Here is a 13381-nt window from a genome sequence, read left to right as displayed (position 1 = left end):
GATTCTCAAGCATTCAGGGTGAACAACATGTGCGGCGCAATCGCCAGGGCAATCGGCGCGCCGACGGCGTAGAGCTGGTTGTCGCTGCTGTCTACCAGCAGCGGTTGTGGCCCACCCACATCCACCAGCAGGCGGCTTTGTGCGCCCTGGAAAAACTGCGCCAGAAGATGGCCGTGCAAGTGCCCTTCGCGCTCCATCACCCGCAGGTGTTCGGGGCGGCAATACACCGTGCTCGGCAGGTTGGCCCCGTGCCACGGCAACTCACCGCCGCAGACTTTCAAGCCATGGGACGATGCCTGGATGACCTCGAAGGCATTGAGGTTGCCGACGAAGCCTGCGACAAAGGCGTTGGCCGGTTTCTGGTAGATGTCTCGCGGGCTCGCCAACTGGGCAACCCGGCCTTTTTCCATCACCAGGATGCGGTCGCCGAGGGCCATGGCTTCGCCTTGGTCGTGGGTGACAAAAACCGAGGTGATGCCGAGGCCACGCAGCAGTTCATTCAGCTCACTGCGCAAGCGCTCACGCAGTTGTGCATCGAGGGCTGCCAACGGCTCATCCAGTAGCAGAACCTTGGGCCGTGGCGCCAAGGCCCGCGCCAGCGCCACACGCTGACGTTGGCCTCCGGATAACTCGTGAATGCTGCGCTTGCCGTGGTCCTGCAAGCCCACCAGTTCCAACAGCTCTTCACAGCGCTTGTTACGCTCCAGCGCCGACATGCCGCGAATCTTCAAGCCGTAGACGATATTCCCCGCCACATCCAGGTTGGGAAACAGCGCATAGTTCTGGAACACCATGCCCACATCACGCCGCTCGATGGGCAGGCGCGTCACGTCCTGATCGCCGAAAAACACCTGGCCCACATCCGGGCGTTCCAGGCCGGCAATCAAGCGCAAGGTGGTGGTTTTGCCACAGCCCGACGGGCCGAGAATCGCCAGGGTTTCACCGCCTTCAACCGTCAGGTTCAAGTCATGCACGGCCACGGTGCCGTCGGCGAATGCCTTGCGGCACCCTTGCAGGCGAATAGTGATAGCGGTCATCGACGCTCTCCACGAGACAAACGGGCACTGATGGCCTGCAGCGCAATCAGCAGGGGCACGATCATCAGCAAAAAGATAAGGGTGTAGGCGCTGGCGATTTCCAGGCGCGCCGAGGCGTAGCTGTCGGCCAGTCCAACGGGCAGTGTCTTGGTCATCGGCGTGTGGAGCATCCAAGTCAGGTTGAACTCACCCAGGGACAAGGTCACCACCATCAGCACACCGGCCAGGATGCCTGCGCGGCAGTTGGGCACCACCACACTGAAAAAGCGCTTGATCGGCCCTGCGCCCAAGCTGGCGGCGGCCTCTTCCAACACCGGCAGTTGCTGGCGTTGCATCACCGCCATCACCGGGCGTACCAGGAACGGCAAGGTGAACAACACGTGGCCGACCAGGATGAACAGCCAACTGCTGCGAAAGCTGCCGAACTGGCCGTAGGTCAGCAGCAAGGCCAACGCACTGGCCAAGCCGGGCATGGCCACCGGCAATACCATCAATTCTTCGAAGGCGCGACTGAAGCGATTGTTCATCCGCACCAGCGCGTAGGCAGCCGGTACGCCTATCACACAGACGCACACGGCGCAGGCGACCGCCAGTTGCAGGGACAACCACACGGTGGGCGAATAGGCTTGCCACACCTGGATCAGCCAGTCGAAGGTCAGGCCGCTGGACACGCCTACGAAGAAGTTACGGGTCAAACCGGCCAGCAGCGACATCAGCACCGGCACCAACATGAAGGCGCAGACCAGCAAGGTAAACAGCAGTTGAAGCACAAACAGCGATGAGCGTTTCACAAGACAGTCCCCGCGTTTTTCACCAGGCGCCGGGTGAGCAACAACACCGCCCAGGTCACGGCGCCGAGTACCACCGACAACGCTGCGGCGACGGCAAAGTTGGCGTAGTTGGTGAACACGTTGTAGATCGCCACCGGGGTGACATTCAGCCGTGTGCCCAAGGTAAAGGCCGTGCCGAAGGCGCCCATGGAGGTGGCAAAACAGATCGCCCCGCAAGACGCCAATGCCGGCGCCAAGCCCGGCACGATCACGTCGCACACCACGCGCCAAGGGCCGGCGCCGAGCGAGTGCGCGGCTTCTTCCAGGCTGCGGTCGAGGCTTTCACAGGCGGCCATCACCGTGAGGATCACCCGTGGGATCGAGAAGTACAGGTAGCCCAGGAACAGGCCCGCCAGCGAGTAAGCGAAGATCCAGCGTTCACCGGCCAGTTGCAGCCCCAACGCGGCGAACAGGCCTTGGCGGCCTGCCAGCAGGATCACCAGGAAACCCACCACCACGCCCGGAAACGCCAACGGAAATGTGAGCAACGCGACCAATGCAGAGCGCCCGAAGAACTGATGCCGCGCGAGGAACACACCGCTGATGCCCCCCACTACCAGCGCGGCGAACGTCACGACCACCGCCAATATCAAGGTTTGCCCGAGGCTGCCCAGGTACTGCGCACTGCTCAGCACCTGCCAGTAGCCACTGCCGTTGCTGTCACGACTCTCGGCGCCGAGCACCATCAAGTGCGCCAACGGCAGCAACCAGAACGCGAGCAGCACGGCGAACGCGGGGGCCAGCGCCCAGGCTGCGTGTTTTGCCGATGCAGCCACTTACTTGACCTCGTTCAGGTAACGGGCGGCGAAGGCTTCCTGCACAGCGGCCATTTTTTCGTAGTCCACCACGCCGGCGCGGGCGTAGTCGCTGTCCGGCAGGAACTGCGCGGCAACCTCCGCCGGCATCTGCATCGGGCGCACCGGCCGCAGGTAGGCCTTGGCCCAGAGTGCCTGGCCTTCATCCGACAGCACGAAGTCGAGGACTTTCTCGGCGTTGGCGCGGTGCGGTGCGTTGGCCACCAGGCTCATCACGTAGGGCACGCTGATGCTGCCTTCCTTGGGGATCACGAAGGCAACGTTGGCGTTGTCTTTGTAGCGCGCGCGGTAGGCGTTGAAATCGTAGTCCACCAGGATCGGCAACTCACCGGACAGCACCCGCGCATAGGCGGTTTGTTTGGGCACGATGGGCGCGTTTTTTGCCAGCTTCTGGAAGTAGTCGATGGCCGGCGCGAAGTTGTCCAGGTCGCCGCCCAGGGCACGGTTGATTGCCACCGCCGAGACGTACCCGACAAACGCGCTGGACGGGTCGAGGTAGCCGACCATGCCTTTGTACTCAGGCTTGAGCAGGTCGGCCCAGCTCTGCGGCACCGGCAGGCCACCGAGGGCATCGACGTTGACCATGATGCCCAAGGTGCCGGAGTGGATTGCGAACCAGTGGCCCGCCGGGTCTTTCAGACCTGCGGGAATCTGATCCCAGGCCTTGGGCTTGTAGGTACCGACCACCTCGGCCTTTTGCGCTTGCAGGCCGAACGTCACGCCGTAGTACACGACGTCGGCCACCGGTGCGGCTTTCTCGGCCACCAGTTGTGCCAGGGATTGGCCGGAGTTCTTGTTGTCCAGCGGCACCTGCACGCCCGTGCTGGCGGCGATGGCCTTGAGTTGGGTACCCCAGTCGGCCCAGTCCGGCGGGCAGTTGTAGCAAATAGCGGTCTCGGCGGCCTGGGCCAGGCTGGCCGCGCCGCACAACAGCACGGCGGCCAGGGTTTTACTGAATGCGCGCATCAAGGGTCTCCTCATGGGGTTGAGTACTTTCGCCCGGCCGGATGTGGCAAGGCAGGCAATGGGAAATCGGCTCGTTGCCGGCGATCTGCGCCAGCAGTTGGTCAATCACGGTACTGGCCAGCAGCGCGATGGGTTGCACCACGCTGCACAGCGTCGGGTGCATCTGGGTACCGAGGCTGATGCCGTCGAAGCCCATTACCGAGAGTTGTTCGGGGACGCTCCAGGCATTGCGGCGCAGTTCGGCGATCAGGCTGATGGCCAGGAAGTCGTTGGAACACACCAACCCGGTAGGGGCGTCGCCGCCCTGCAGAGACGGCGCGATAGCCGCAAATTCGGCCTGGGTGTGGGCCGGCATTTCGATCACTGGGCGAGGTTGCAGGCCGTACTCGTTCATCGCATCGCAATACCCGGCATAGCGCAGGCGAGCACGGTCCGATTGCAACGCGGGACCGGCGACCATGCTGATGCGCCGGTGCCCCGCGTCCAGCAGATAGCGCGTGGCCAGGGCCATGCCCGCACGGTTGTCCACCGACACGGCGCTGTAGTTGGGGTTGCTCGGTTGGTGATAGGCCAATACGAAAGGGGTTTGTTCAGTATTCAGGCTGCTGAGCACCGCGTTGCTTTCGGCATCGGTGACCGTCAGCACCAAGCCGTCGACGCGCTGGCGCAGCAGCTCTTCCACCACGATGCTCTCGCGTTCGCTGTTGTAGTCCGTGGTGGCCAGCACCAGGCTGTAGCCCCGAGAACGCGCGGCGCGCTCCATGGCCTGGAATTGCTCGGCGAACACCGGGTTGAGCAGGTTGGGCACCACCACCCCGATCAACTGAGTGGTCTGCAGGCGCAATTGGCGGCCCAGTAGATTGGGGCGAAAACCCAGCTCACGAGCGGCGGCGAACACCTGCTCACGGGTGGTCGGGCGCACTTGATCAGGAGATGCAAAGGCCCGGGCGGCGGTGGCGCGGGATACGCCGGCCAGTCGGGCAACGTCTTTCAGGTCAGTCATTGTCACTCGCTTGAGATCGATCTCATTGGCGAGGACAGTAACGGGGGAATGTGGCAGTTCGGCGGTGAGGAGATGACAGTTTGATGGCACCCAGTCCGATACACACATTGGCCAGGTGCATGTCCGTGGAGAGTTACTGGTCGTTGCCGAGCCTATCCGTCACCAAGCCATGCTCGGCTGCAACCGCCAAAATATCGCTGGCTGGAACGTTCGCCCAGGTATCGGCGTCCACCTCCCCAACCGAGTTCAACCAACACTCCACCATCTGATACCCCAGTGCATACCCGAGCCACCTGGGTTTATCACCCGTGCCAAAAAACCAGGCGCTGTGATCGTAGTACGTAGCCTCAAGCTCACTGAGATCAACCGGCGCAGCGCGCAACTCATCCAGACTCAGCGCCCGCTCCCACGGCTCCGGTTCGCTGCCCAGCACGTGCCGCACAAACTGCCCGGCCAGGCCTTCGCTGATCAGTGCTTCGCCCAGGCTCCAGCCATAACCAGGACCCGCCATGCGCAGGCAGTGATGCACCTCATGCACGATATGCCGATGCACCGCGCCGTCCTTGAGGCTGGCGGCAAAATTGGGGTTGCCAGGGTCCAGGGTCATGGAAAACATCGTGCTGCGATAAGCACGCCCCACCAACCCCAATTCCGCGATAGTTTCGCCGGGCAATCGCTGGACCAGCACATCCAGCAACGGCGCTGGCATCCAGCGGGAAATTGCCTTATGGGCTGTCTCAAACTCAGCAACCAACGCCTCGCGAAACTCAGCCAGCGAGCCCGAAGCCTCAAGCCAATGCAGTGTCCATGCGTCCATTGCCACCTCTCGTCGCCTCATCCAGGTTCCGTCATCAGAGCGGCCCATGATACTGACGGGCTGTCATGTTGGCAGGCCAAATTAATAGCGGGCAGCAAAATCCGCCCACGAACCTTTCGATTCGATCCAAGTGCGGGCACAATGCGTGTCCTTTTTTGGCAGGCACCGCCGCAGGCTCTCAAAAATGATCAAAACGCCGTACTACCTCATCGATAAACAGAAGCTTCTGGTCAACATGCAGAAGATTGCTTACGTGCGCGAGCAGTCCGGCGCCAAGGCCCTGCTGGCGCTCAAGTGCTTTGCCACCTGGTCGGTGTTCGACCTGATGCAGCAATACATGGACGGCACCACCTCGTCGTCGCTGTATGAATTGAAGCTGGGTCGCCAGAAGTTCGAAGGTGAAGCACACGCCTACAGCGTGGCCTGGGCCGACGATGAAATCGAAGAGATGCTGGATAACTGCGACAAGATCATCTTCAACTCCATCAGCCAGCTGCAGCGCTTTGCCGAGCGTTCCGAAGGCAAGACCCGTGGCCTGCGCGTGAACCCTCAGGTGAGCAGCTCCGACTACCTGCTGGCCGACCCGGCGCGTCCGTTCAGTCGCCTGGGCGAATGGGACCCGGTGAAGATCGAAGGCGTGATCGACCAGATCAGCGGTTTCATGTTCCACAACAACTGCGAGAACGGCGATTTCAGCCTGTTCGACAAGATGCTTGGCACCATCGAAGAACGCTTCGGTGCGCTGCTGCACAAGGTCGAGTGGGTCAGCCTCGGCGGCGGCATCCACTTCACCGGTGAAGACTATGCGGTGGACGCGTTCTGCGCCCGCTTGAAGGCGTTCTCCGAGACGTACGGCGTGCAGGTGTACCTGGAACCCGGCGAAGCGGCGATCACCAACAGCGCCTCCCTGGAAGTTACCGTGCTCGACACGCTCTACAACGGCAAGAACCTCGCCGTGGTAGATAGCTCCATCGAAGCCCACCTGCTGGACCTGCTGATCTATCGCCTCAACGCCAAGCTGGCGCCGAGCGATGGCGAACACACCGTCATGGTGTGCGGCAAATCCTGCCTGGCCGGGGACATCTTCGGCGAGTATCAATTTGATCGTCCGCTGGCCATCGGCGATCGGCTGTCGTTCATCGACACCGCGGGCTACACCATGGTCAAGAAAAACTGGTTCAACGGCCTGAAAATGCCGTCCATCGTAGTGAAACAACTCGACGGTACAGTCGAGGTGGTTCGGGAATTTGGTTACGACGACTACCTGTCCAGCCTTTCGTAAGCTGGCGGATAAAGGAGAGATAAAGCAATTGAAAAAGAACGTTCTTATCATTGGTGCAGGAGGTGTCGCCAAGGTGGTGGCCCACAAGTGCGCGCAGCACAACGACGAACTCGGTCGTATTGCTATCGCGTCGCGCAACATCTCCAAATGCCAGGCCATCATCGACAGCGTCAAGGCCAAGGGTAGCCTCAAGGTACCTGCGGACATCAAAGCCTTCGCGCTGAACGCCCTGGACGTGGAAGCGACCAAGGCCCTGATCCGCGAGACCGAATCGCAGATCGTCATCAACGTCGGTTCCTCGTTCCTCAACATGTCGGTCTTGCGTGCCTGCATCGACACGGGCGTGGCGTACCTCGACACCGCTATCCACGAAGAGCCGGGCAAGGTCTGCGAGACCCCGCCGTGGTACGGCAACTACGAGTGGAACCACCTGGAAGAGTGCAAACAGAAGAACATCACCGCCATTCTTGGCGTGGGCTTCGACCCGGGTGTCGTCAACGCGTATGCCGCGCTGGCGCAGCAACAGCATTTCGACCGCATTGATTCGATCGACATTCTCGACGTCAATGCCGGCTCCCACGGCAAATACTTCGCCACCAATTTCGACCCGGAAATCAACTTCCGCGAGTTCACCGGACAGGTGTGGAGCTGGCAGAACAGCCAGTGGACCAGCAACACCATGTTCGAAGTCAAACGCACCGACGACCTCCCGGTTGTCGGTTCGCAGAACCTGTACCTGACCGGCCACGATGAAGTGCACTCGCTGTCGAAAAACCTCGACGTGCCCAACGTGCGTTTCTGGATGAGCTTCGGCGAACACTACATCAACGTGTTCACCGTACTGAACAAACTCGGTTTGCTCTCCGAAAAGCCGGTCACCACCGCCGAAGGCCTGGAAGTGGTGCCATTGAAACTGGTCAAGGCCGTGCTGCCCGACCCGTCTTCGCTTGCCCCTGGCTACACCGGCAAAACCTGCATCGGCGACCTGGTCAAAGGCACCAAGGACGGCCAGCCGCGTGAGGTGTTCATCTACAACGTGGCTGATCACGAAGAAGCGTTCGCTGAAACCGACAGCCAGGGCATCTCCTACACCGCAGGTGTGCCACCCGTCGCCGCTGCGCTGCTGGTGGCCCGTGGCGAGTGGGACGTGCAACGCATGGCCAACGTCGAGGAACTGCCGGCTGAGCCGTTCCTGAAGGCACTGGACGTGATGGGTTTACCGACGCGTATCAAGGACGAGCACGGTGATCGTGCCTGGGATGCTATTGCCTGATAGGCGATAGCGGACCGAACAAAAAAATGCGCCCCAAGGGGCGCATTTTTTGTTTGGGAAAACACACATCTCAAACTCAATGAAATTCCAAATGTGGGAGCGGGCTTGCTCGCGAATGCGGTGTGTCAGTCAGCCTATTCTTTTCTGACCCACCGCTTTCGCGAGCAAGCCCGCTCCCACAGGGGTCATTGTCGTGCTCAGAGATTTCCCACAAGGCTTTCAGCTTGTCCCTGGGAACTTCGCTGGCTAACCTCTTCGCCGTCGCTACTCATTCAGCGACCGGATTTGACCGTCCGATTAATTGAAGTACTGTTGCGCCAAAACCTATTTCAGGCGTTTTTTTTATGCCTGAGGTATCGTGTTGCGGCGGCTGTACGCGGGATACCTTCGGGTATGCCGGATTTCCTTTGATTGCCGGTCGGTCAACCCGCGTACAGCTGCCACCCTCTTCGCTTGACCGCGAACGCTGGCAGCTCCACTAATCTTAGGAATGCCACCATGATCAAAGACAGTCCAAATCCCCCAACCACCCCCTTCACCCTCCACCCCAACCTGGACACCGAAGCTCTGCTGGCCAATGCCTCGCAAGACCTGGCCTGCCTCAACGACATCGCCGCCCATCTCGCCTTTGAAGTCGAGGGTGCTCAGCGCAATGTGGCGCTGGGTATCTGCCGCATGCTTGAAGGTGTGCAATTGTTGGTAGACAAAGCATTGGATCAGGCTCATCCGGTGGCCTGACCCAACAACACTCTCGAAACCAATGAAGTACAAAATGTGGGAGCGGGCTTGCTCGCGAAAGCGGTGGGTCAGTATTGAATAGGCTGGCTGACCCACCGCATTCGCGAGCAAGCTGCTCCCACAGGGGATCTCTAGTGAATTTGAAATATCGCGTTATTCCAAGTTCCGCGCCGAATTACTCAACGCCCTCGAACACTGCAACAACGCCGGCGCCAATTGCTTCTCGGCATCCGCCCTGCTCCACCGGCTGGTCGGCGCCACCACATGCACCGCCGCCACCGGCCGCCCGTTCGCACCCAACACCGGCGCGCCAATGGTCATATCACCCAGGAACAACTCCTGGCCATTCACCGCGTAGCCCTGTTCGCGCACCTGTTGCAGCGACTCCAGAATCTGCTCGACGTCCGTCAGCGTCTGGCTGGTGTGGGCTATGCGCTGGCTGTTCTCAATCAACACCAACGCCTCCTCCTGCGGCAACGCGCTCAAATACGCCCTGCCAGATGCGGTGCAATACATCGGCACCCGCGAGCCGATCGGCATATGCACCGGCACAAAACCTGCGCTGACGAACCGTGCGATATAGGTCATGTCGTAGCCCGCAGGCTCAGTGAGACACGACGTCTCCCCCGTCAACCGCGTCAACTCCGACAAAAACGGGTTGGCCACCTCGATCAACGAATGCGCATCCAGGTAACTGAAGCCCAACTCCAACACCCGGGGTGTGAGTTGGTAATGACGGGTGCGCGAGTGTTTCCGAAGGTAACCCAGGCTTTCGAGGGTAAATACCATGCGCTGGGCAGAGCTTTTGGTCATGCCGGCAGCCTCGGCCACCTCTGCAAGGCTCATGCTGCGGCGCTGTGCGCTAAATGCCTTGAGTACCGACAGGCCTTTTTCCAGGGATTGGTTGTGCAAACTGTTGCGTTCTTCGGACATGGCGAACTCGCGGGTTTGATCGTTCAGGCGTGGCGATATTTCTACCTCAAATCGCAAAAATAGACCACAAAATATCGCATATCGATACGAACACTTCATTTTATTGATTTTCTATAGCGATATACGATTTTGTTCAATCGAAATGGCACAGAGCTTGCGATTTCATCACCAGCCGCTTGCGGTACTGACGATCCGTTTTCATTCTGGAGTAACCCGATGAACAGTCTTTCGCCCTTGTTTCGCCGCCTCGCCTTTGCAGTTTGCGCCACGCTCTGCGCCAGCGCCGTGCACGCAGAAAGTGCGTCCTCGTACAAAGTCGGTGCAACGGCCAGTGGTTCGCCGTTTACCTTCCTCGACATCAAGAGCAACAGCATTCAAGGCGTGATGGTCGATGTGGCCGAGGCCGTGGGCAAGGCTGGCGGCTTCACCAGCCAGATCGAACAGACCAACTTCGCCGCACTGATCCCCTCCCTCACCTCCGGCAAGCTCGACTTCATTTCCGCTGGCATGCTCAAGACCGAGGAGCGCACCAAGGTCGTCGACTTTAGCGCCCCGGTGTACGCCTACGGTGAAGGCCTGATCGTCAATGCCGACGACAACGCGGCCTACCCGGACTTGACGCCGCTCAAGGATCAAATTGTCGGTGTGCAAGCCGGCACGGTGTTCTACGACCAACTGAACAAGCTCGGCATCTTCAAGGAGATCCGCACCTACGACTCCATCGGCGAGATGGTCCGCGACCTGTCCCTGGGCCGTATAAAGGCGGCCGTAGGTGACCAGCCAGTGGTCGCCTACCAGATCCGCCAGAAGCTGTTCAAAGGCGTGAAACTGGCCACCGACTACAAGCCCACCAATGTCGGCGAAGTGTGCCTGGTGGTGCGCAAGGGCGATGCGCAAACCCTGGAGCGCTTGAACGGCGCCATCGCCAGCATCAAGGCCGACGGCACGCTGGATACTATCCTCAAGAAGTGGGGACTTGATACCCAGGTGCGTCCATGAACCTGGCCGAATTCCTGCAAAACGCCCAGGATTTCTTGCCGATCCTGCTGCAAGGCGCGTGGGTGACGATCCAGATAACCGTGCTGTCGTTCCTGCTCAGCAGCGCCATCGGCCTGGTGCTGGCACTGCTTAAACTGTCGCCGATCCGTGCGCTGTCGTGGGCCGCCAGCACCATCATCAACGTGATCCGTGGCCTGCCGATCATCGTGCAGCTGTTCTACATCTACTTCGTGCTGCCGGACATGGGCGTGCACCTCACCGCGTTCTATGCCGGTGTGATCGGCATGGGCATCGCCTACTCGGCGTACCAGGCCGAGAACTTTCGCACTGGCATCATCGCCGTGGAACAGGGCCAGCGCGAAGCCGCCGAGGCGCTGGGCATGCGCTCAGTGCTGATGATGCGCCGGGTGATTCTGCCGCAAGCGTTTCGCATCGCCTTGCCGCCCTACGGCAACACGCTGGTGATGATGCTCAAGGACTCCTCCTTGGTGTCCACCATCACCGTGGCGGAGATGACCCGCCAGGGCCAGCTGATTGCCTCGTCGACCTTTCAGAACATGACCGTCTACACCCTGGTCGCCCTGCTCTACCTGCTGATGAGCCTGCCGCTGGTGTATGGCCTGCGCCGTATGGAACAACACCTGGGCCGGAGGAAAAAAGCATGATCGAGATCCGCCAACTGCAAAAACATTACGGCAGCCACCGCGTGCTGCACGGCGCCGACCTGGACGTGGCCAAGGGCGAAGTGGTGTGCCTGATCGGCCCGTCGGGCTCCGGCAAATCCACGCTGCTGCGCTGCATCAATGCGCTGGAAGCCTACGACGGCGGCACCATCACCGTCTTCGGCGAAACCGTACAACGCGCCGGCAAGACCGTGCACGCCCTGCGCAGCCGCATGGGCATGGTGTTCCAGCGCTTCAACTTGTTCCCGCACCGTACGGTGCTGGAAAACGTGATGGAGGGCCCGGTGTACGTCAAAGGCGAGCCGGCGAAACAGGCGCGCGAAGAAGCGTTAGTGCTGCTGGAAAAAGTCGGCCTGAGCGCCAAGGCCGATGCCTACCCCGAACAACTCTCCGGCGGCCAACAGCAACGCGTGGCCATCGCCCGAGCCCTGGCGATGAAACCCGAGGCCATGTTGTTCGATGAACCCACCTCGGCCCTCGACCCCGAGCTGGTGGGCGACGTGCTGGCGGTGATGCGCACCCTCGCCGACGAGGGCATGACCATGATCGTGGTCACCCACGAAATGGGCTTTGCACGCGAGGTCGCCGATCGCGTGTGCTTCCTGCACGGGGGCTACATCGTCGAAAGCGGCCCGGCCGAGCAAGTGCTGGGCAACCCACAGCAACCGCGCACCCAGGATTTCCTGAGGCGCGTGCTGCACCCTACTGGCGATACGCGGAGCCTGTCATGAAGTCGTTATGGTCGGCTACCGCAACGGCAGCGGTGCCAACACCTGCGCTGCGGGAATCGGTGAAAGTGGACGTGGCAATTGTCGGCGCCGGCTATACCGGTTTATCGACGGCGCTGCACTTGGCCGAGCGCGGCGTGAGCGTGTGCGTATTGGAAGCGAATGAGCCGGGCTGGGGCGCGTCCGGGCGCAATGGTGGGCAAGTCAATCCGACACTCAAATATGACCCGCAGCAACTGATGCAGATGTATGGGCCGCAGCGTGCCGAACCGTTGATCTCGACAGTGTCGAATTCGGCGGACCTGGTGTTCAACTTGATCGAACGCCACCGCATCGATTGCGCACCGGTGCGCAAGGGTTGGATGCAGGTGTCGTACACCGAAAAAGGCGTGGCCGGGCTGCACGCGCGCGCCGAGCAGTGGGCCCGGCGCGGCGTTCCCGTGCAACGACTGGATGCTGATGCGGTGGCCTCGCGCATGGGCAGCTCTGCGTTTGCCGGTGGCTGGCTGGATGGCCGTGCCGGGGCGATTCAACCGTTGGCGTATGCCCGTGGGCTGGTGGCTGCGGCGTTGGCAGCGGGCGTGCGGATTCATGGGCAAAGTGCGGTGACCGGGTTGCAGCGCCAGAATTCGGGCTGGCAACTGACGACCGCAAATGGCGCGCATGTGAGTGCTGATCAAGTAGTGTTGGCCACCAATGGCTACAGCGGCAACCTGTGGCCGGGCATGGCCCAGAGCATCCTGGCAGCCAACAGTTTTATCGTCGCGACCAAGCCTTTGAGTGGGCGCGCCGCCGAGAGCATTTTGCCGGGCCGGGAAACCGTTTCCACCGCACAGCGCCTGCTGCTGTATTTTCGTAAAGACAGCCACGGCCGTTTGTTGATGGGCGGGCGCGGGCTGTTCAACGACCCCACTGCGCCTGCGGACTTCGCCCATCTCGAACGATCGTTGGCGCTGCTGTTTCCCCAACTGGGCCCGTTGGAATTTGAGTACCGCTGGGCCGGGCGCATCGCGATCACGCGGGACTTCATGCCCCACGTGCATGAGCCGGCGCCGGGGCTTACGTTGGCATTGGGTTGCAATGGTCGTGGTATCGCGTTGTGTACCAGCCTGGGCCAGCAACTGGCTGGGCGGTTGTGCGACAGAGAGGCCGACTTCGCCTACCCGGTCACACCATTGCAGCGTCTGCCGATGCATGGATTGCAGCGCTTTTACATCGGCGCGGGGGTGGCGTGGTATAGCCTGTTGGATCGACTCAACGTGAGCTGATCTCCCCCC

14 protein-coding genes are annotated in these 13381 nt (G+C 61.0%); 7 read left to right on the top strand and 7 right to left on the bottom strand.

Annotation, left to right across the window (positions count from 1 at the left end):
- Positions 1-5: 5 nt before the first annotated feature.
- From HF257_RS15705 to HF257_RS15680, 6 genes are all read right to left on the bottom strand, one after another.
- Positions 6-1037, bottom strand: a complete 1032-nt coding sequence (locus HF257_RS15705) for an ABC transporter ATP-binding protein (RefSeq protein ID WP_185707062.1) — start codon at positions 1035-1037, stop codon at positions 6-8.
- A complete protein-coding gene (locus tag HF257_RS15700; protein ID WP_185707060.1) occupies positions 1034-1828 on the bottom strand; it encodes an ABC transporter permease in 795 nt (264 codons plus the stop codon). The genes HF257_RS15705 and HF257_RS15700 overlap by 4 nt, the downstream gene beginning before the upstream one ends.
- The gene (locus HF257_RS15695; protein WP_185707058.1) at positions 1825-2643 is read right to left on the bottom strand and encodes an ABC transporter permease; all 819 of its coding nucleotides are present in this window, start codon (positions 2641-2643) and stop codon (positions 1825-1827) included. The genes HF257_RS15700 and HF257_RS15695 overlap by 4 nt, the downstream gene beginning before the upstream one ends.
- On the bottom strand, positions 2644-3648 hold the full coding sequence (locus HF257_RS15690) for an ABC transporter substrate-binding protein (protein WP_185707056.1): 1005 nt from the start codon (positions 3646-3648) through the stop codon (positions 2644-2646).
- Positions 3632-4651 (bottom strand): LacI family DNA-binding transcriptional regulator, encoded by a 1020-nt coding sequence (locus HF257_RS15685; protein ID WP_185707054.1) that lies wholly within the window; start codon positions 4649-4651, stop codon positions 3632-3634. Before HF257_RS15685 ends, HF257_RS15690 begins: the two co-directional genes overlap by 17 nt.
- 133 nt (positions 4652-4784) lie before the next feature.
- A complete protein-coding gene (locus tag HF257_RS15680; RefSeq protein ID WP_185707052.1) occupies positions 4785-5468 on the bottom strand; it encodes a DUF2268 domain-containing putative Zn-dependent protease in 684 nt (227 codons plus the stop codon).
- 184 nt (positions 5469-5652) lie between these two features.
- Between HF257_RS15680 and HF257_RS15675 the strand changes: the two genes are divergently transcribed.
- From HF257_RS15675 to HF257_RS15665, 3 genes are all read left to right on the top strand, one after another.
- Positions 5653-6750 (top strand): carboxynorspermidine decarboxylase, encoded by a 1098-nt coding sequence (locus tag HF257_RS15675; RefSeq protein WP_185707050.1) that lies wholly within the window; start codon positions 5653-5655, stop codon positions 6748-6750.
- Between the two features lie 28 nt (positions 6751-6778).
- Positions 6779-8023, top strand: a complete 1245-nt coding sequence (locus HF257_RS15670) for a saccharopine dehydrogenase family protein (RefSeq protein ID WP_185707048.1) — start codon at positions 6779-6781, stop codon at positions 8021-8023.
- A gap of 498 nt (positions 8024-8521) precedes the next feature.
- On the top strand, positions 8522-8761 hold the full coding sequence (locus tag HF257_RS15665; RefSeq protein ID WP_185707046.1) for a DUF6124 family protein: 240 nt from the start codon (positions 8522-8524) through the stop codon (positions 8759-8761).
- Positions 8762-8914: 153 nt separating this feature from the next.
- On the opposite strand, the gene HF257_RS15660 is transcribed toward HF257_RS15665, so the two are convergent.
- The gene (locus tag HF257_RS15660) at positions 8915-9694 is read right to left on the bottom strand and encodes an IclR family transcriptional regulator (protein ID WP_185707044.1); all 780 of its coding nucleotides are present in this window, start codon (positions 9692-9694) and stop codon (positions 8915-8917) included.
- 216 nt (positions 9695-9910) lie between these two features.
- Between HF257_RS15660 and HF257_RS15655 the strand changes: the two genes are divergently transcribed.
- The 4 genes from HF257_RS15655 to HF257_RS15640 are packed head-to-tail and all read left to right on the top strand — an operon-like array spanning position 9911 to position 13372.
- Positions 9911-10693 (top strand): ABC transporter substrate-binding protein, encoded by a 783-nt coding sequence (locus HF257_RS15655; RefSeq protein ID WP_185707042.1) that lies wholly within the window; start codon positions 9911-9913, stop codon positions 10691-10693.
- On the top strand, positions 10690-11358 hold the full coding sequence (locus tag HF257_RS15650; RefSeq protein WP_185707040.1) for an amino acid ABC transporter permease: 669 nt from the start codon (positions 10690-10692) through the stop codon (positions 11356-11358). Before HF257_RS15655 ends, HF257_RS15650 begins: the two co-directional genes overlap by 4 nt.
- Positions 11355-12107: an amino acid ABC transporter ATP-binding protein gene (locus tag HF257_RS15645; protein WP_185707038.1), complete on the top strand. Its 753-nt coding sequence runs from the start codon at positions 11355-11357 to the stop codon at positions 12105-12107. Before HF257_RS15650 ends, HF257_RS15645 begins: the two co-directional genes overlap by 4 nt.
- Positions 12104-13372 (top strand): NAD(P)/FAD-dependent oxidoreductase, encoded by a 1269-nt coding sequence (locus HF257_RS15640; RefSeq protein ID WP_185707036.1) that lies wholly within the window; start codon positions 12104-12106, stop codon positions 13370-13372. Before HF257_RS15645 ends, HF257_RS15640 begins: the two co-directional genes overlap by 4 nt.
- Positions 13373-13381 lie beyond the last annotated feature (9 nt).

This window comes from Pseudomonas cremoris (genome assembly GCF_014230465.1).
This window is presented reverse-complemented; position numbering and strand designations above follow the sequence as displayed.